The following is a 16,840-nucleotide window of genomic DNA, read 5'->3' as shown; positions in this document are numbered from 1 at the left end:
GGAATGAGGCAACACGGCAAGGTATCGGAAGTGACGGAAAAGAAGACGGCTGTCTATGTGGATGACCAACAGCGCATCCTGATCCGCCAGCTGGCGCGCAGCTGGCTGTGGCGCAGCGAGCTGCCGACATGGCTGCTGATTGTGACGGTTTACGGCGGCTGGTTTGCCTGCGTGGCGGGCTGGCGGACGCTGGGTTTGATGCCGGCCACGCTGCTGCTGATCTGGTTTACCACCTGGTATATGTCCTTACAGCACGAGCTTATCCATGGGCATCCCACCCGGCTGGCATGGTTTAACCAGCTGTTGGGGACGCTGCCGCTGGCGGTCTGGTATCCCTACGGCATCTACCGCGACAGCCACCTGGCGCACCATCGCAACCATCTGCTGACGCACCCCGAGGACGACCCTGAATCGTACTATGTGACGGCGGAAAGCTGGCAGCGCTTCTCTGCCTGGCAGCGCCGCCTTATCCACCTGCGCAACACCTTCTGGGGGCGTCTGCTGCTGGCGCCGCTGATGGATATTATTCACACCCTGAACAGCGCGCTGCGGGCTTTCCGCGAGGGTGACCGCCGCGCTATCGCCATGTGGAGTCTGCATCTGTTGCTGCTGACGGGCCTGCTGACCTGGATGGCGGCGCAGGGGTTTTCCCCACTGTGGTTTGTGCTGGCGGTGAGCTACCCGGCGCTGGCCCTGACCAAAGTGCGCTCTTTTCTCGAACACCGCGCCGCGGATGACCCGCTGGCCCGCTCGGTGATCAACGAGGCCGGGCTCCCCTGGCGGGTGCTGTTCCTCAATCTCAATTACCATGCGGTGCATCATGACCTGCCCGGCGTCCCCTGGTACGGTTTACGTCGGCTGTATCTGCATCGCCAGGCGGCTTATCTGCAGCGTAATCAGGGGTTCCTGGTGCGCGGGTACGGTGAGTGGCGACGCCATTTTGGCCGCCGGGCGGTGGCGGTGAACGCCCATCCGGGCTTTGGCGAGCAGGCGCAAGCGGGAGGAGAACATGGCTGAACGCATGACCTTTCCGATGTATGCCATCCACCGTCAACAGACCCAGGCCCTGTGGCAGGCGGTGCAGTCGCTGCTGGCCGAACGCGGCGTGACCGTGACGGGAGACCCTCCGGCGGCTGACCCCGAGGATCTGCTGGACCACTGGCGCCAGCCGACGCTGTTGCTGAGCCAGACCTGCGGCTACCCGCTGGTGACCCAGCTGCCGGAGGTGCAGACGGTGGGCTGTTTCCACTACGCCGCGCCCGGTTGTGAAGGGCGACGCTACCGCAGCCTGTTGGTGGTCCGCGAAGCGGATAGTCACCGGATGCTGGGGGACTTTTTTGGCCGTCGGGCCGTGTGCAATGCCGAGCACTCGCAGTCCGGCTACAACGTGCTGCGTAAAATGGTCGCGCCGCTCTCCCGGGAGGGGCGATTTTTTTCGGCGGTGGTGTTCAGCGGCAGCCATCGGCAGTCGCTGCGCGAGCTGCAGCAGGAAAACGCCGATATCGCCGCCATCGACTGCGTGACCTACGCGCTACTGCAGCGCCATCAGCCGCAGGCCCTGGCAGGCCTGGTGGCGATCGGCTGGAGCCCGGCCGCGCCAGGGCTGCCGCTGATCACCGCTGGCGCCACCCCGGCGGCGACGCTGAATAGCCTGCGCGAGGCGCTCCAGCAGTTGGTGAGCGATGCGCGCTATCGTCCCCAGTGCGACGCCTTACTGATCTGCGGCTACAGCGATATGCCGCGGGAGGCCTATGCGCCGCTGCTGGCGTGGCGGGATGAGGCCGCGGCGCTGGGAGTCAGCCAGCTATAGGTAAAATGCCCCGGCCAGCGATCTGTGCCGGGGCGGGCCACGTCGGGCTACGGCGCGGTGAAGCGGTTTTCCACCGCGGGCAGACCGAGCTTTTCACGCAGGGTGCCGGGTGGATAGCGATCGCGCATGGCGCCGTTACGCTGCAGAATCGGCACCACCTGGTCAACAAAGCGGTCAAAGTCTCCCGGCAGCAGCGGGAACATCAGGTTGAACCCATCGGCGGCGCCCGCCTGCCAGGTCTCTGTTAAGGTGGCGGCAATCTCCTCGGCACTGCCCAGCAGCAGCCAGCTATCGGAACTCTGTAATAACAATTTCCCCAACTCCAGCAGGGTGAGCCGCGGATCGTACTGGCGGATAAGCTTCAGCGCCGTGCGGATGCCATCAAAGCTCTCTTCATCGGGGAGCGGCGGCAGGGGTTGGTCCCGTGGCAGGGTGCTGAGATCCATCCGAAGATAAGAGGAGAGCAGGTCGATAGCCATCTGGTCGCTCATCAACTGCTCGTTAAGCTGCTGGCGGGCCGCCTTTTCCTCGCTGGAGTTCACCACCACCGGCAGGACCCCGGCGATAATGTTGAAATGGGCCGGATCGCGCCCGTGCTGGCGCAGCCGCTGGTTCATCTCTTCGCGATAGGCCAGCCCTTCGGCGATCGAGTGAATAAACACGAAGTGCATATCAGACCAGGCGGCGGCCAGCGCTTTTCCCGCCTCTGAAGAGCCGGCCTGCACCAGCAGCGGATGGCCCTGCGGCGGGCGAGGGACGTTGAGCGGGCCGCGCACGCGAAAGTACTCGCCCTGATAGTCGAGGTGATGCACCTTGCCGGCATCGGCGAATAATCCGTGCGCTTTATCGAAGATCGCCGCGCCATCTTCCCAGGAATCCCACAGGCGAGTGACCACGTCGATGAATTCATTGGCCCGCTGGTAGCGGGTGCCGTGGCGGGGAAGCTGCTCCAGACCGAAGTTTGCCGCCTCTTCTTCCAGCCACGACGTCACCACATTCCAGCTGGCCCGACCATTGCTGAGGAAATCCAGCGAGGCAAAGTAGCGCGCCAGGTTATAGGGTTCGTTATAGGAGGTCGACGCGGTGGCCATCAGACCGATATGCTCCGTCACCGCGGCGAGGGCGGAGAGCAGCGTCAGGGGTTCAAGCCGGGCGTTGGCATAGTGGGTCAGGCCGCTGGGCACCGTATCCCACACCGCGATATGGTCGGCGACAAAGATAGCGTCGAGGGTCGCCGCTTCGGCCTTGCGCGCCAGACTGGCGTAATAGTTGAGGGTAAATATTTCCGCTTCTGGAGCGTCAGGGTGACGCCAGGAGAAACGGTAATCCCCCTGCGGGTTATAAAAGAACAGGTTCAGGATCATGTGTCGGGTAGACATAGCGTGGACTCGCGGCTGAACGCCATCCGTGGCGGGGTGACGGTCAGTGTTGGGTGAGGTTGGCATTAACCCATTGCTCGGCGACGGCTGCCGGATCTTTATGCTGGAGATCCACCTGCTGGTTGAGGGCAATCAGCGTGGCATTGTCCAGCTTGCCGGAAACCTCATTGAGCACGGCGCTGATCTCCGGCGTCAGGCTGGCTTTGCGCACCAGCGGCACCACGTTCTGACTCGGTTGCTCATGTTTATCATCTTCCAGAACCACCCATTTCTCCTTCGCCAGGTTGCCCTGGGTGGAGATGACCGTCGCGACGTCGATTTTGCCCGAATTGAGCGCCAGCCGGGTCAGCGGCCCGCCCATGTCCAGCGATTTCACCGCTTTGAACTCAAGACCATAGACGCGCTTCAGCCCCGGCAGGCCCAGGGCGCGTACCGCCAGCTCCGGTGGTCCGCCGATCACCAGCTGCGGGGCGACGGGCTTCAGGTCGGAGAGGGTGCGCAGATGGTATTTCTCCGCGGTCTCGGCACGTACCGCCCAGGCGGTGATCGAGGTGGCCGGGGCCGGGGTCAACAGGGTGAAATCGGCGGGCAGGGCCTGGGCCAGCTCAGCGCTAACGGCCTGCTGGCTGGTGGCCTCGGTCTTGCCGTTATAGAAATTGAGCAGAGCGCCAAGATATTCCGGGACGATATCGATCTCACCGCTCTGCAGCGCCGGAATAATAATTTCCCGGTTGCCAAGGTTGAGACGGGTGTTGGCCTCGATATGATTTTTCTTTAACGCGCTGGCGTAGATGTTGGCGAGAATGGAGCTTTCGGTAAAGTTGGCCCCGCCCACCGTGACGCTGGCGGCAAGGCTGCTAACGCTCAGGCTGAATAGCCCGGCAGCCAGCAGCGAGAGACGAAATCGACGGGCGGTGACGGCCTTGCCAAATAATTGCTTCATAATACCTCTTTTATTTTCAGGTTAATCAGCCCCAGGCGCTGGGGTCATGTCAGTTTCACGCTAATAAGGCGCGGCAATACGGCGATGAACCAGGCGGCCGGCGCAGCGGGCGAAAAGCAGTTCACCGCCTATCGCCAGCAGGGAAACCACCAGCGAGCCGCCGATCACCTGCGGGATATCCCGCTGCCCGAGGCCGTCGATCAGAAAACGTCCCAGCCCACCCAGACCGGCATAGGCCGCGACCACCGCCGTGGCGATAAGCTGAACCAGCGCCGTGCGCACCCCGGCGAGGATCAGCGGCGCCGCCAGCGGGATCCGCACCTGCCACAGGTTTTGCCAGGGGGTCATGCCCAGCGCGATGGCCGCATCGCACAGTGGACGGTCGGCGTGATAAATCCCCACCCAGGTGTTAGTGAGAATGGGCGGGATCGAGAGCGCGATAAGCGCCGCCAGCACCGGGATATCGTTAAAGCCAAAAACAATGATGCATAATAAAATCAGCCCTAACGACGGAATGGCGCGGCCGAGATTAAACAGGTTGATCACCACAAAGGCGCCTTTGCGCCAGTAGCCCAGCGCAATGCCGAGCGGCAGGGCAATGGCGCAGGCCACGGCCATACTGACCAGCACGTAATAAAGGTGTTGGCCGAGGCGCAGCAAGATGCCCTCGTCACCCAGCCAGTGCTCCGGCTGGGTTAGCCAGTGAAAGGTGGCGAGAAGCAGCGTCATCATTCGGTCCACGGCGTTAGCCAGTCGCCAAGACGGGCAATCAGCCCGTCAAAGACCAGCGACAGGAGCAGGCTCAGGACCAGGCTAACGACAATCGGCGTCAGAAAGTCCTGATTAAAACCCGCCAGCAGCAGCTGCCCCAGCCCGCCCTGGCCGATCAGCGCCGTGACGGTGACCAGGCCGACCAGCGTCACCGAGGCAATGCGCAGCCCGGCAAACAGAGAGGGCAGCAGCAGCCACAGCTCGATATCGAAGAAGCGGAACCCGCGGGTGTAGCCGAGCGCCCGCGCGGACTCCAGCGCCGCCTGCGGCAGCTTCTCCATGCCGGCCAGCACGTTGCGCAGCAGGATCAGCAGGGAGTACAGCGTCAGGCCAATCAGCGAGGTGGTCAGCGACAGCCCGGTAAACGGCAGCAATAAAATAAACAGCGCCAGCGAGGGAATGGTAAAGAGCACGCCGCACAGGGTGATGAGCGGCTGCGCCGTCGCGGGCCAGCGTAAGGTCACCGCTAACAGGCCGCCGGTGAGCAGGGAGCCGAAAAGCAGGGCCAGCAGGACCATCCGCGCATGCTGCAAGAGCAGATCGCCGATCATCGCGCGGTTATCGATAACCCAGCTCCAGTCAATCATGAGATCGCACCCCCACCGCGCCGTCGAGCACCTGCTGCAGCAGGGTGTGGGATACCGCCCCCTGGTATTGTCCTTCGTCATCCACATGCACCAGCACGCCGGTCGCCACGTCGAGCAGCGCGCTGTAGGCAAAACGCAGGCTGTGGCTGCTGGCGAGCGGGCGCTCCACCGGCAGGGTGAGGCCCCGCAGCGGATCAAACCAGTGCAGCGGGCGTCGCTGGCGGTCAAGCACCAGACGCAACGGGCTGGCCAGCGGTGGATGGGCGCTGGCGATCGGCGTCAGCGCTTCGTCGAGCAGGGGGACATCGTGACGCGGCAGCTGGCCGACCTGTATCATGCCCAGCCGCTTCAGATTGGGTTCCGGGCCAATAAAGCGGCGCACGAACTCGCTCGCCGGGTGGGCCAGAATACGGTCGGGGGTATCAAACTGCGCCAGCACGCCGCCTTCCTGGAAAATGGCGATTTTATCGCCGAGGCGGATCGCTTCATTGATGTCGTGGGTCACTAATACAATGGTTTTCTGCAGCCGCTGCTGCAGGAGCAAGAGCTCATCCTGGAGGCGTTCGCGGACCACCGGGTCGATGGCGGCGAAAGGCTCATCCATCAGTAAAATGGGCGGATCGGCGGCGATAGCGCGGGCGATGGCCACACGCCCCTGCTGGCCGCCGGAGAGCTGATGCGGATAGCGGTGCAGCAGATGACTATCGAGCGACATCAGCGCCACCAGTTCGTCAATCCGCGCGCGGATCCGCGCTTTGCTCCAGCCCGCCAGCCGCGGCACGGTAGCGATATTTTGCGCCACGGTACGATGGGGAAAGAGCGCAGCGCTTTGCATCACGAAGCCGATCTGGCGGCGGATCTGGATAATATCAGCGTCAGCGAGACGGACGCCCTGAATATAGACGTCGCCGCTGTCGGGAATATCCAGCTGGTTAATCATCCGCAGGATAGTCGTTTTTCCGCAGCCGCTCGGGCCGACGAAGGTGCAGAATTCGCCATGATCAATATCCAGACTGAGGTCGCGAATGGCCGGCTGGGCGCTGCCTGGATAGGTTTTAAAAAGATGCGCTAATTTTATCATGGCGGAATTTAACACTCTGAATAATAAAGTCCTGACCCGGATAAACTGGCGCCGGGATCCTGGCTCAAACTACAGAGCGCCTGCGGGGAGGGCAAATACGTTATTTGCATTTGCATAGTGAAAAGCTGGTTAATCATCTGCGGGGGAAGAGAGGCCAGGCCGTTGTTTTATGGATTTGTGATCGGCAACACAAATGACTCTCCATTGGCCGCCGTAAAAGATAAATTACCAGGGTTGATTTTAATCAAAGTATGACCGGCTGTGAGATGGCGGAAAAAGCAGCACCGTCCGCCGCACAAGAAAAACAAGATTGTGAATTTAATGTTTCTTTGGTGTAAATAATGACTGCGCATTTTCCCCAACCGCCGGGGATAAAATGTGATGCCCAACCGGCTTGTCGTTAAATAACGGCGTTTATTGCATCCGCTTTTTATTGTTTACAGCATTAATTTAATTTTTGGATTTCCCACCAGCCTGACAGTGATGCTCGAATAGCGTACAAAAGGCGTATTTTTTATCGCCATTTTAGCGGCGCTGTTATCGCCATCAATTATTTTTATCCCCGCATTCGCGCACGCCGGAAGTCGCATAAAGAACACTCATTTTTATTATAACTTAATGATTTTAATGTTTTTATTTTTGTTGGCGAAGTCTGGCTATCCGCCGCGGCGGAGCCTTTGTGAGAGCTCTCACATAACCCGGCAATCGCGATTTGTTACACTTTCCGCCGTCAACAAAGGAATGAAAGTGAGACGCGATGAATACTTTTTCTCTGCCTAAAACACAGCATCTGGTGGTTTTCCAGGAAGTGATCCGCAGTGGGTCAATCGGGGCCGGAGCAAAAGCGTTAGGACTCACTCAGCCGGCGGTCAGTAAAATCATTGGTGACATGGAAAGTTATTTTGGCAGCGAATTAATCGTCCGGCGAAATACCGGCGTTTCGCTCACCGAGGCCGGGCAGGTATTTCTCAACTGGTCAGAAGCGATCACCCGTGAAATGAAAAATATGGTCAATGAAATGAATGCTCTGACCAACAGCGCGGTGGTGGATGTCTCCTTTGGTTTCCCTTCGCTGGTCGGGTTTACCTTTATGTCGGAGATGGTGCATCAGTTTAAAATGACTTTCCCGAAGGCGCGGGTATCGATGTATGAAGCGCAGCTCTCCGCTTTTTTACCGGCGATCCGCGACGGGCGTCTCGACTTCGCCATCGGGACGCTGAGCGATGAGATGAAACTACAGGACCTGCACGTCGAGCCGCTGTTTGAATCTGAGTTTGTGCTGGTGGCGAACCGGGCGCGGATCGGCAATGGCACCGTCCGCCTGGCCTCGCTCCAGCATGAGCAGTGGGTGCTGCCGGAGACTAATATGGGCTATTACAGCGAACTGCTGACCACCCTGCAGCGCAGCGGCATCCGCCGCGAAAATATCGTCAATACCGATTCGGTGGTGACGATCTATAACCTGGTACTCAATGCCGATTTTCTGACGGTGATCCCCTGCGACATGACCACGCCGTTCGGCTCGAGCCAGTTTGTCACCATCCCCATTAAAGAGGCCTTGCCGGTAGCGCGCTATGCGGCGGTATGGTCGAAGAATTACCGGCTTAAAACCGCGGCGGCGTCGCTAGTGGAGATGGCGAAACAGTATTCTTCGGGGCAGGGCAACCGCCACTGGCAGCCAATAGAAATTGCCTGACTGATATTGATTAAATAACCCAACACACTTCCTCGCTGTTATCAGCAGGATGACGCCCGGTCATTGACTTTATATTAAGATACAGAGGCTATCATGCATATTACCTACGATCTTCCGGTATCCATTGACGATATTCTCGAGGCGAAGCAACGCCTGGCGGGAAAAATATATAAAACGGGCATGCCCCGCTCGAATTATTTTAGTGAACGCTGCCAGGGTGAAATATTCCTTAAATTCGAAAATATGCAGCGCACAGGCTCATTTAAAATCCGCGGTGCCTTTAATAAGCTCTGCGGTTTAACCGCGGCGGAAAAACGCAAAGGGGTGGTGGCCTGTTCGGCGGGCAACCATGCGCAGGGGGTCTCGCTCTCCTGCGCCATGCTGGGCATTGACGGGAAAGTGGTGATGCCGAAAGGGGCGCCGAAATCGAAAGTCGCCGCCACCTGTGATTATTCGGCAGAGGTAGTCCTGCATGGCGATAACTTTAACGATACCCTCGCCAAAGCCAGCGATATTGTTGAACTTGAGGGGCGTATTTTTATTCCCCCCTATGACGACCCGCAGGTTATCGCCGGGCAGGGAACGATTGGCCTCGAAATATTAGAAGATCTGTATGACGTGGATAATGTCATCGTGCCCATTGGCGGCGGGGGCTTAATTGCCGGCATCGCGATTGCGATTAAATCCATTAACCCGACGATCCGCATTATCGGCGTGCAGTCAGAAAATGTTCACGGGATGGCCGCCTCCTGGTATGCCGGGGAGATCACCAGCCATCGCCACGCCGGCACCTTAGCCGATGGTTGCGATGTCGCCCGGCCAGGGAAACTGACCTATGAAATCGCCCGCCAGCTGGTGGATGACATCGTCCTGGTCAGTGAGGACGACATTCGCCAGAGCATGGTCGCCTTAATTCAGCGCAATAAAGTGATCACCGAAGGGGCCGGGGCGTTGGCCTGCGCCGCGTTATTAAGCGGCAAACTAGACAGCTATATCCAGAACCGCAAAACGGTCAGCCTGATTTCCGGGGGCAATATCGATCTCTCCCGGGTATCGCAAATTACGGGTTTTGTTGACGCTTAATTCAATACATAAGTGAGGACAGGATATGAGTACGACTGAGAGCATTGCATCCAGCCAGACAAGCCTTTCGTCCTGGCGTAAATCTGACACCACCTGGACCCTGGGCCTGTTTGGCACCGCTATCGGCGCCGGGGTGCTGTTTTTCCCTATCCGCGCCGGCTTCGGCGGGCTGATCCCGATCCTGGTGATGCTGGTGCTGGCCTATCCCATCGCCTTCTATTGCCATCGGGCGCTGGCCCGGCTGTGCCTGTCGGGGGCTAACCCCTCCGGCAATATCACCGAAACGGTGGAAGAGCATTTTGGCAAAACCGGCGGGGTGGTGATCACCTTTCTGTACTTCTTCGCCATCTGTCCGCTGCTGTGGATTTATGGCGTCACGATCACCAACACCTTTATGACCTTCTGGGAGAACCAGCTGCAGATGCCGGCTCTCAACCGCGGGGTGGTGGCGCTGCTCCTGCTGCTGCTGATGGCGTTTGTCATCTGGTTTGGTAAAGACCTGATGGTCAAGGTGATGAGCTATCTGGTGTGGCCGTTTATTGCCAGCCTGGTGGTGATCTCCCTGTCCCTGATCCCTTACTGGAATAGCGCGGTGATTGAGCAGGTCAACCTCAGCGATATCGCCTTAACCGGTCACGACGGCATTCTGGTGACGGTATGGCTGGGCATCTCCATCATGGTCTTCTCCTTTAACTTCTCGCCAATCGTCTCCTCGTTTGTGGTCTCCAAACGCGAAGAGTATGAAGCGCAGTTTGGCCGGGAGTATACCGAACGCAAATGCTCACAGATCATCTCCCGGGCCAGCATGCTGATGGTGGCGGTGGTGATGTTCTTCGCCTTCAGTTGCCTGTTTACCCTCTCGCCGCAGAACATGGCGGACGCCAAGGCGCAGAATATCCCGGTACTCTCCTATCTGGCGAACCACTTTGCCTCGATGTCGGGCACCAAATCCTCGTTTGCCACCCTGCTGGAGTATGGCGCGTCGATCATCGCCCTGGTGGCCATCTTCAAATCGTTCTTCGGCCACTATCTCGGCACCCTTGAAGGGCTGAACGGTCTGATCCTGCGCTTCGGCTATAAAGGGGATAAAACCCGGGTCTCCAGCGGCAAGCTCAATACCCTGAGCATGGTGTTCATCATGGGCTCGACCTGGGTGGTGGCGTATGCCAACCCTAATATCCTCGACCTGATTGAGGCCATGGGCGCGCCAATTATCGCCTCGCTGCTGTGCCTGCTGCCGATGTACGCCATTCGTAAAGCGCCTTCGCTGGCCAAATACCGTGGCCGTCTCGATAACCTCTTTGTGACCGCCATTGGTCTGCTGACCATCCTCAACATCGTTTACAAACTGTTCTAATCCGGCTCAGGCCACGCGGAGTACAACATGACTGAATTTCCGGTAGTACTGGTGATCAACTGCGGCTCGTCGTCGATCAAATTTTCCGTACTGGACGCCGTCAGCTGCGACTGCCTGCTGAACGGCGTGGCCGAGGGCATCAACGCGGAACGGGCGTTTCTCTCGCTCAACGGCGGCGAGCCGGTGGCGCTGGCGCAGCGCGGCTATGAAGGCGCCCTGCAGGCGATTGCCGGGGCATTAGCCCAACGCGACCTCATCGACAGCGTGGCCCTGATTGGCCACCGCGTTGCCCACGGCGGCGACCTCTTCACCGAGTCGGTCATTATTAGCGAGGAGGTTATCAATAACATTCGCCAGGTATCGTCCCTGGCCCCGCTGCATAACTACGCCAGTCTCAGCGGCATCGCCTCGGCGCAGCGGCTGTTCCCGCAAGTGATGCAGGTGGCGGTCTTTGATACCAGCTTTCACCAGACCCTGGCCCCGGAAGCTTTTCTCTATGGTCTGCCGTGGGAGTATTACCAGAACCTCGGGGTACGCCGCTACGGTTTCCACGGCACCTCGCACCGCTATGTGTCCCGGCGCGCCCTGGCGCTGCTCGGGTTGCCGGAGCAGGAGAGCGGCCTGGTGATCGCCCACCTGGGCAATGGCGCCTCGATCTGCGCGGTGCGCAACGGCCGCAGCGTGGACACCTCGATGGGGATGACGCCGCTGGAGGGGCTGATGATGGGCACCCGCAGCGGCGATGTCGACTTCGGCGCCATGGCGTGGATTGCCGGGGAAACCCGGCAGACCCTCAGCGACCTGGAGCGGGTGGCCAACACCGCCTCCGGTCTGCTGGGGATCTCCGGCCTTTCCTCCGACCTGCGGGTGCTGGAGCAGGCGTGGCATGAGGGCCATGCCCGCGCCCGCCTGGCGATTAAAACCTTTGTCCATCGCATCGCCCGTCATATTGCCGGTCACGCCGCCGCGCTGCAGCGTCTCGACGGCATTATTTTCACCGGCGGGATTGGCGAGAACTCGGTGCTGATCCGTCGGCTGGTAAGCGAGCGGCTGGCGGTCTTTGGCCTTGAGATGGACGTCGCCCGCAACCAGCAGCCTAATTCGGTCGGCGAACGCCTGATCTCCGCCGACGCCAGCCGGGTGCGCTGCGCGGTTATTCCTACCAATGAAGAGCGCATGATTGCCCTTGATGCGATCCGCTTAGGGCGGATCCACACGGCGGCGCTGGCCTGACTTTTTATTCTGTAGAGAGACGATGTTCATGAAAGTAGATATCGATACCCAGGATGTACGATACGCCGAGGCCTGGCAGGGCTTTCGCGGTACGGCGTGGCAAACGCAGATCGACGTCCGCGATTTTATTCAGCATAACTACACCCCTTACGAGGGCGATGAGTCTTTCCTCGCCGACGCGACGCCAGCGACCACCGCCCTCTGGGAGCAGGTGATGGCCGGGATCCGCGTCGAGAACGCCACCCATGCGCCGGTGGATTTCGACACCAATGTGGCCACCTCCATCACCGCCCACGCGGCGGGCTATATCAACCAGCCGCTGGAAAAGATCGTCGGCCTGCAAACGGACCAGCCGCTGAAGCGCGCCCTGCATCCTTTTGGCGGCATCAATATGATCAAAAGCGCCTTCGAGGCCTATGGCCGCGAAATGGATCCCGACTTTGAGTATCAGTTTACGGCGCTGCGCAAGACCCACAATCAGGGGGTATTTGACGTCTATTCCCCGGATATGCTGCGCTGTCGCAAGTCGGGGGTGCTCACCGGGCTACCGGACGGCTATGGCCGCGGACGGATCATCGGCGATTACCGTCGCGTGGCGCTGTACGGCATCCGCTATCTGGTTCGCGAACGTGAGCTGCAGTTTGCCGACCTGCAGCCAGCCCTTGAGCGCGGCGAGGCGCTGGAGGCTACCCTGCGCCTGCGCGAAGAGCTGGCCGAACAGCGGCGTGCGCTGCAGCAGATGCAGGAGATGGCGGCCCGCTACGGCTGCGATATCGCCCACCCGGCGCGTACTGCCCGGGAGGCGGTGCAGTGGCTGTACTTCGCCTACCTGGCGGCGGTGAAGTCGCAGAACGGCGGCGCCATGTCGCTGGGGCGCACGGCCACCTTCCTCGACATCTATATCGAACGCGATTTGCGGGCGGGTCGGCTCAATGAACAGCAGGCCCAGGAGCTCATTGACCACTTCATCATGAAGATCCGCATGGTACGTTTCCTGCGCACCCCGGAATTTGACACGCTGTTCTCCGGGGATCCCATCTGGGCGACGGAGGTGCTGGGCGGTATGGGGCTGGATGGCCGCACCCTGGTCAGTAAAACCACCTTCCGTTACCTGCATACCCTGCACACCATGGGGCCGGCGCCGGAGCCGAACCTGACCGTGCTCTGGTCGCAAGCGCTGCCGGTGGCGTTTAAAAAATATGCCGCCCGGGTCTCTATCGCCACCTCGTCGCTGCAGTATGAGAACGACGATCTGATGCGCAGCGATTTTCACAGCGACGACTACGCCATCGCCTGCTGCGTCAGCCCGATGGTGATCGGCAAGCAGATGCAGTTCTTCGGCGCCCGCGCCAATCTCGCCAAAACGCTGCTCTACGCGATTAACGGCGGGGTGGATGAGAAACTGAAGATCCAGGTGGGGCCGAAAACCGACCCTCTGCGTGATGAGGTGCTGGACTATGACACCGTGATGGCCAGCCTCGACCACTTTATGGACTGGCTGGCGGTGCAGTACATCAGCGCACTGAACATCATCCATTGTATGCATGATAAGTACAGCTACGAGACGGCGCTGATGGCCCTGCACGACCGCGACGTCTACCGCACGATGGCCTGCGGCATCGCCGGCCTGTCGGTGGCGGCGGATTCGCTGTCGGCGATAAAGTACGCCCGGGTGAAGCCGGTGCGCGATCACCACGGGCTGGCGGTGGACTTTGTCATTGAAGGCGACTATCCGCAGTACGGCAACAACGACGATCGGGTCGATGCCATCGCCTGCGACCTGGTGGAGCGCTTTATGCGCAAAATTCAGGCGCTCCCCACCTGGCGTCAGGCGGTGCCGACCCAGTCGATCCTGACCATCACCTCCAACGTGGTATACGGACAGAAAACCGGCAATACGCCGGACGGACGTCGGGCGGGGACGCCGTTCGCCCCGGGGGCCAATCCGATGCATGGCCGCGACCGGAAAGGGGCGGTGGCGTCGCTGACCTCGGTGGCGAAACTGCCGTTTACCTATGCCAAAGATGGCATTTCGTATACCTTCTCCATCGTGCCGGCGGCCCTCGGCAAAGCCCCGTCGGCGCAGGAAAACAACCTGGTGGGACTGTTGGACGGCTACTTCCACCACGAGGAGACGGTGGAGGGGGGACAGCATCTCAACGTCAATGTGCTGAACCGGGAAAAGCTGCTCGATGCGATAGAACACCCGGAGCAGTATCCGAATCTGACGATCCGCGTCTCCGGCTATGCGGTCCGCTTTAACGCGCTGACCCGCGAGCAGCAGCAGGATGTGATCTCCCGAACGTTCACCAGCCAACTCTGAGCGGCCGCCAGGCCACAGGAGAGCCTTTAACGGGCTCTCCTGTTATCATCTTCACATTACCGCAACAAAATAATCACCACTGTTGATCATATTCGCATTTTTGCACCACGCTGGCGCGCAGCGACCGCTAACTGCATCTATGTTTAGCTCACGGGTCGGTACGGATACCGCGTTGTCCGGCTCGCCACGTGATGGCAACCGATCTCCTGACCTGAAAGGGAATGCGCCCTTGCCGGATGCGGTACGGGTTGCCGTCGCGTGCGCACTGACCGGGGCGTCCGCTCTCCGGCGCGCCATTTCTACCTGGCGGGATTTTTGCTTCTTCCACCCTGGCCGTCCTGGCGCTGCGCCAACGTCGGCACCACACGGTAAGTGATATTTTCTGCGTCATTCCATGACGCCAGGCTTTACATCGCTGAGGAATATCCGAATGTCTTTGAAACTGAAAACAATGACGCTTCATGTTGTGATAGCAGGTTGTATGAGCATGGCCTTTTACGCCCAGGCAGACGTGAAGATCGGCGTCGCCGGGCCTTTTACCGGACCCAACGCCACCTACGGCGCCCAGTACTGGAAGGGGGCCTCGCAGGCGGTGGCCGATATCAATGCCGCCGGTGGCATCAAAGGCGAAAAGATTGTGCTGGTGCAGGGGGATGACGCGTGCGAACCGAAGCAGGCGGTGGCGGTGGCCAACCGGCTGGTGGATGAAGCGAAAGTCTCTGCCGTGGTGGGGCACTTTTGCTCTTCCTCAACGATGCCGGCCTCCGAGGTATATGACGAAGCCGGGATCCTGACCATTACCCCCGGCTCGACCAACCCGCAGATCACCGAGCGCGGCATGAAGGACCTTTTCCGCATGTGTGGTCGTGACGATCAGCAGGGGGCGATTGCCGCCAACTATATGCTGGATGTGCTGAAGGCGAAGAAAATTGCCGTCATCCACGATAAAGACACCTATGGTCAGGGGCTGGCCGATGCCACCCGCGCGGCGCTGGCGAAGCGGGGCACCAAAGAAGTGTTGTACGAAGGCCTCTCCCGCGGTGAAAAAGACTTTAATGCCCTGGTGACCAAGATCGGCGCCCTCAAGCCGGACGTGGTCTACTTTGGCGGCTGTCACCCTGAGGCGGGCCCGCTGGTGCGTCAGATGCGCGAGCAGGGGGTGCAGGCTAAATTCTTCTCCGGCGACTGTATCGTCACCGAGGAGCTGGTGACGGCCGCCGGCGGGCCGCAGTTCACCAACGGCGTGCTGATGACCTTTGGTCAGGACCCGCGCACCCTCCCGGAAGGCAAAGCGGTGATCGAGAAGTTCCGCGCCGGCGGCTTTGAACCAGAAGGCTATACCCTCTACGCCTACGCCTCCATTCAGGCCATTGCCGCGGCCTGGAACGCCGTGGGTACCGATAACGCCAAAGCCAGCGACTGGCTGAAGAGCCACGACGTCGATACGGTGATGGGCAAGAAAGCCTGGGATGGCAAAGGCGACCTCAAGGTGTCCGACTACGTGGTCTATCAGTGGGACGACAAGGGCAAATATCATCAGCTCTGATCGGCCACGACCTGAGGACACTCTGTCCTTTTGACTTGCGAATCGTCACACGGCGGCGGTCGACCGGGAACGGAACCCGGCGGCCGTCTGCCTGGCGGCTGGAGGGGCTATGACGGCGTTTTTTCTGCAACAACTGATCAATGGGCTGACGCTGGGCGCAGTGTACGGCTTAATCGCCATCGGCTACACCATGGTGTATGGGATCATCGGCATGATCAACTTCGCCCACGGCGAGGTGTATATGGTCTCCGCCTATCTGTGCGCCATCGGCCTGGCGCTGCTCTCTTTCTTCGGGATCCACTCCTTTCCGCTGCTGATTTTCGCCACCCTGGTGTTCACCATCGTGGTCACTGGCGTATATGGCTGGGCTATCGAGCGCATCGCCTACCGGCCGCTGCGCAACTCGACGCGGCTGGCACCGCTGATCTCGGCTATCGGGATGTCGCTGATCCTGCAGAACTATGTCCAGCTGAGCCAGGGGCCGAACCAGCAGGGGATCCCGACGTTGCTCAGCGGCGCGCTGCGCATGACGGTGGGCGATGGGGTGGTGCAGATCACCTGGACCAAAGTGTTTATTCTCGTCGCGGCGCTGGTGGGGATGCTGATCCTGACCTGGATTATCCAGTACACCCGGCTGGGGCGCATCTGTCGCGCTACCCAGCAGGACCGGCGCATGGCGGCGATCCTCGGCATCAATACCGACCGGGTGATCTCCCTGGTGTTTGTCATCGGCGCGGCGATGGCCGGTCTGGCCGGCGTGCTGGTGACCATGAACTACGGCACCTTCGACTTCTATATCGGATTTATTATCGGCATCAAAGCCTTCACCGCCGCGGTGCTGGGCGGGATCGGCTCGCTGCCTGGCGCGATGCTGGGCGGACTGCTGCTCGGGGTGGCCGAAGCCCAGTTCGCCGGGCTGGTGAATTCGGATTACAAAGATGTCTTTTCCTTTGCGCTGCTGGTGGCGATCCTGATTTTTCGCCCGCAGGGGTTGCTGGGACGTCCGCTGGTGGCCAAGGTCTAAGGAGGCT

At 60.1% G+C, this 16,840-nt stretch carries 15 protein-coding genes; 9 read left to right on the top strand and 6 right to left on the bottom strand.

Features of this window, described 5'->3' with window-relative positions:
- The first annotated feature begins 30 nt into the window (after positions 1-30).
- Both CWM54_RS08550 and CWM54_RS08545 read left to right on the top strand, forming a co-directional pair.
- Positions 31-1,017 carry a fatty acid desaturase gene (locus CWM54_RS08550; protein ID WP_165785793.1) on the top strand — a complete coding sequence of 329 codons (987 nt, stop codon included), beginning with the start codon at positions 31-33 and terminating at the stop codon, positions 1,015-1,017.
- Positions 1,010-1,810, top strand: coding sequence for a phosphate/phosphite/phosphonate ABC transporter substrate-binding protein (locus tag CWM54_RS08545; RefSeq protein WP_100681147.1), 801 nt, complete (start codon positions 1,010-1,012; stop codon positions 1,808-1,810). Before CWM54_RS08550 ends, CWM54_RS08545 begins: the two co-directional genes overlap by 8 nt.
- A gap of 47 nt (positions 1,811-1,857) precedes the next feature.
- On the opposite strand, the gene CWM54_RS08540 is transcribed toward CWM54_RS08545, so the two are convergent.
- From CWM54_RS08540 to CWM54_RS08520, 5 genes are read right to left on the bottom strand one after another with little or no spacing between them, the layout of a single operon-like run.
- Positions 1,858-3,174, bottom strand: a complete 1,317-nt coding sequence (locus CWM54_RS08540) for an NtaA/DmoA family FMN-dependent monooxygenase (protein ID WP_227521621.1) — start codon at positions 3,172-3,174, stop codon at positions 1,858-1,860.
- Positions 3,175-3,232: 58 nt separating this feature from the next.
- Positions 3,233-4,132 carry an ABC transporter substrate-binding protein gene (locus CWM54_RS08535; RefSeq protein ID WP_100696741.1) on the bottom strand — a complete coding sequence of 300 codons (900 nt, stop codon included), beginning with the start codon at positions 4,130-4,132 and terminating at the stop codon, positions 3,233-3,235.
- A gap of 60 nt (positions 4,133-4,192) precedes the next feature.
- Positions 4,193-4,861 carry an ABC transporter permease gene (locus CWM54_RS08530; RefSeq protein WP_100696740.1) on the bottom strand — a complete coding sequence of 223 codons (669 nt, stop codon included), beginning with the start codon at positions 4,859-4,861 and terminating at the stop codon, positions 4,193-4,195.
- Positions 4,861-5,490, bottom strand: coding sequence for an ABC transporter permease (locus tag CWM54_RS08525; protein WP_100696738.1), 630 nt, complete (start codon positions 5,488-5,490; stop codon positions 4,861-4,863). The genes CWM54_RS08530 and CWM54_RS08525 overlap by 1 nt, the downstream gene beginning before the upstream one ends.
- The gene (locus tag CWM54_RS08520) at positions 5,483-6,571 is read right to left on the bottom strand and encodes an ABC transporter ATP-binding protein (protein ID WP_100696736.1); all 1,089 of its coding nucleotides are present in this window, start codon (positions 6,569-6,571) and stop codon (positions 5,483-5,485) included. Before CWM54_RS08520 ends, CWM54_RS08525 begins: the two co-directional genes overlap by 8 nt.
- 757 nt (positions 6,572-7,328) lie before the next feature.
- Between CWM54_RS08520 and tdcA the strand changes: the two genes are divergently transcribed.
- The 5 genes from tdcA (at position 7,329) to pflB (ending at position 14,263) form a co-directional block, all read left to right on the top strand.
- Entirely contained in the window at positions 7,329-8,267 is a 939-nt protein-coding gene (tdcA, locus tag CWM54_RS08510; protein WP_044612909.1) for a transcriptional regulator TdcA, read from the top strand.
- 93 nt (positions 8,268-8,360) lie between these two features.
- Positions 8,361-9,350 carry a bifunctional threonine ammonia-lyase/L-serine ammonia-lyase TdcB gene (gene tdcB, locus CWM54_RS08505; protein ID WP_002910762.1) on the top strand — a complete coding sequence of 330 codons (990 nt, stop codon included), beginning with the start codon at positions 8,361-8,363 and terminating at the stop codon, positions 9,348-9,350.
- A 25-nt stretch (positions 9,351-9,375) separates the two neighbouring features.
- Positions 9,376-10,707, top strand: a complete 1,332-nt coding sequence (gene tdcC / locus CWM54_RS08500) for a threonine/serine transporter TdcC (protein WP_100681143.1) — start codon at positions 9,376-9,378, stop codon at positions 10,705-10,707.
- Between the two features lie 27 nt (positions 10,708-10,734).
- On the top strand, positions 10,735-11,940 hold the full coding sequence (gene tdcD, locus CWM54_RS08495) for a propionate kinase (protein ID WP_100681142.1): 1,206 nt from the start codon (positions 10,735-10,737) through the stop codon (positions 11,938-11,940).
- A 28-nt stretch (positions 11,941-11,968) separates the two neighbouring features.
- A complete protein-coding gene (pflB, locus tag CWM54_RS08490) occupies positions 11,969-14,263 on the top strand; it encodes a formate C-acetyltransferase (RefSeq protein ID WP_100696933.1) in 2,295 nt (764 codons plus the stop codon).
- Positions 14,264-14,314: 51 nt separating this feature from the next.
- Here pflB and CWM54_RS28505 read toward each other — a convergent pair whose 3' ends face one another.
- Positions 14,315-14,461 (bottom strand): hypothetical protein, encoded by a 147-nt coding sequence (locus CWM54_RS28505; RefSeq protein WP_032431965.1) that lies wholly within the window; start codon positions 14,459-14,461, stop codon positions 14,315-14,317.
- Positions 14,462-14,750: 289 nt separating this feature from the next.
- On the opposite strand from CWM54_RS28505, the gene CWM54_RS08485 reads away from it, so the two are divergent.
- Complete coding sequence (locus CWM54_RS08485; protein WP_165785915.1) at positions 14,751-15,809, top strand: branched-chain amino acid ABC transporter substrate-binding protein; 1,059 nt, start codon at positions 14,751-14,753, stop codon at positions 15,807-15,809.
- A gap of 109 nt (positions 15,810-15,918) precedes the next feature.
- Positions 15,919-16,833 (top strand): ABC transporter permease subunit, encoded by a 915-nt coding sequence (locus CWM54_RS08480; protein ID WP_004175489.1) that lies wholly within the window; start codon positions 15,919-15,921, stop codon positions 16,831-16,833.
- The last annotated feature ends 7 nt before the right edge of the window (positions 16,834-16,840 follow it).

This window comes from Klebsiella sp. D-Nf1, assembly GCF_002810515.1.
Taxonomy (GTDB): domain Bacteria; phylum Pseudomonadota; class Gammaproteobacteria; order Enterobacterales; family Enterobacteriaceae; genus Klebsiella; species Klebsiella variicola.
Note: the sequence above shows the minus strand (reverse complement) of the source record. Positions and strands in the feature narration are given on the sequence as shown.

Bases quoted from the DNA above. Each gene is read 5' to 3' on its own strand.
- tdcA (WP_044612909.1), top strand. From the start codon at position 7,329: ATGAATACTTTTTCTCTGCCTAAAACACAGCATCTGGTGGTTTTCCAG.
- CWM54_RS08530 (WP_100696740.1), bottom strand. From the start codon at position 4,861: ATGACGCTGCTTCTCGCCACCTTTCACTGGCTAACCCAGCCGGAGCAC.
- tdcD (WP_100681142.1), top strand. From the start codon at position 10,735: ATGACTGAATTTCCGGTAGTACTGGTGATCAACTGCGGCTCGTCGTCG.
- CWM54_RS08480 (WP_004175489.1), top strand. From the start codon at position 15,919: ATGACGGCGTTTTTTCTGCAACAACTGATCAATGGGCTGACGCTGGGC.
- CWM54_RS08525 (WP_100696738.1), bottom strand. From the start codon at position 5,490: ATGATTGACTGGAGCTGGGTTATCGATAACCGCGCGATGATCGGCGAT.
- CWM54_RS08540 (WP_227521621.1), bottom strand. From the start codon at position 3,174: ATGATCCTGAACCTGTTCTTTTATAACCCGCAGGGGGATTACCGTTTC.
- CWM54_RS08535 (WP_100696741.1), bottom strand. From the start codon at position 4,132: ATGAAGCAATTATTTGGCAAGGCCGTCACCGCCCGTCGATTTCGTCTC.
- CWM54_RS08545 (WP_100681147.1), top strand. From the start codon at position 1,010: ATGGCTGAACGCATGACCTTTCCGATGTATGCCATCCACCGTCAACAG.
- tdcC (WP_100681143.1), top strand. From the start codon at position 9,376: ATGAGTACGACTGAGAGCATTGCATCCAGCCAGACAAGCCTTTCGTCC.
- pflB (WP_100696933.1), top strand. From the start codon at position 11,969: ATGAAAGTAGATATCGATACCCAGGATGTACGATACGCCGAGGCCTGG.
- CWM54_RS08485 (WP_165785915.1), top strand. From the start codon at position 14,751: ATGGCCTTTTACGCCCAGGCAGACGTGAAGATCGGCGTCGCCGGGCCT.
- CWM54_RS08520 (WP_100696736.1), bottom strand. From the start codon at position 6,571: ATGATAAAATTAGCGCATCTTTTTAAAACCTATCCAGGCAGCGCCCAG.
- tdcB (WP_002910762.1), top strand. From the start codon at position 8,361: ATGCATATTACCTACGATCTTCCGGTATCCATTGACGATATTCTCGAG.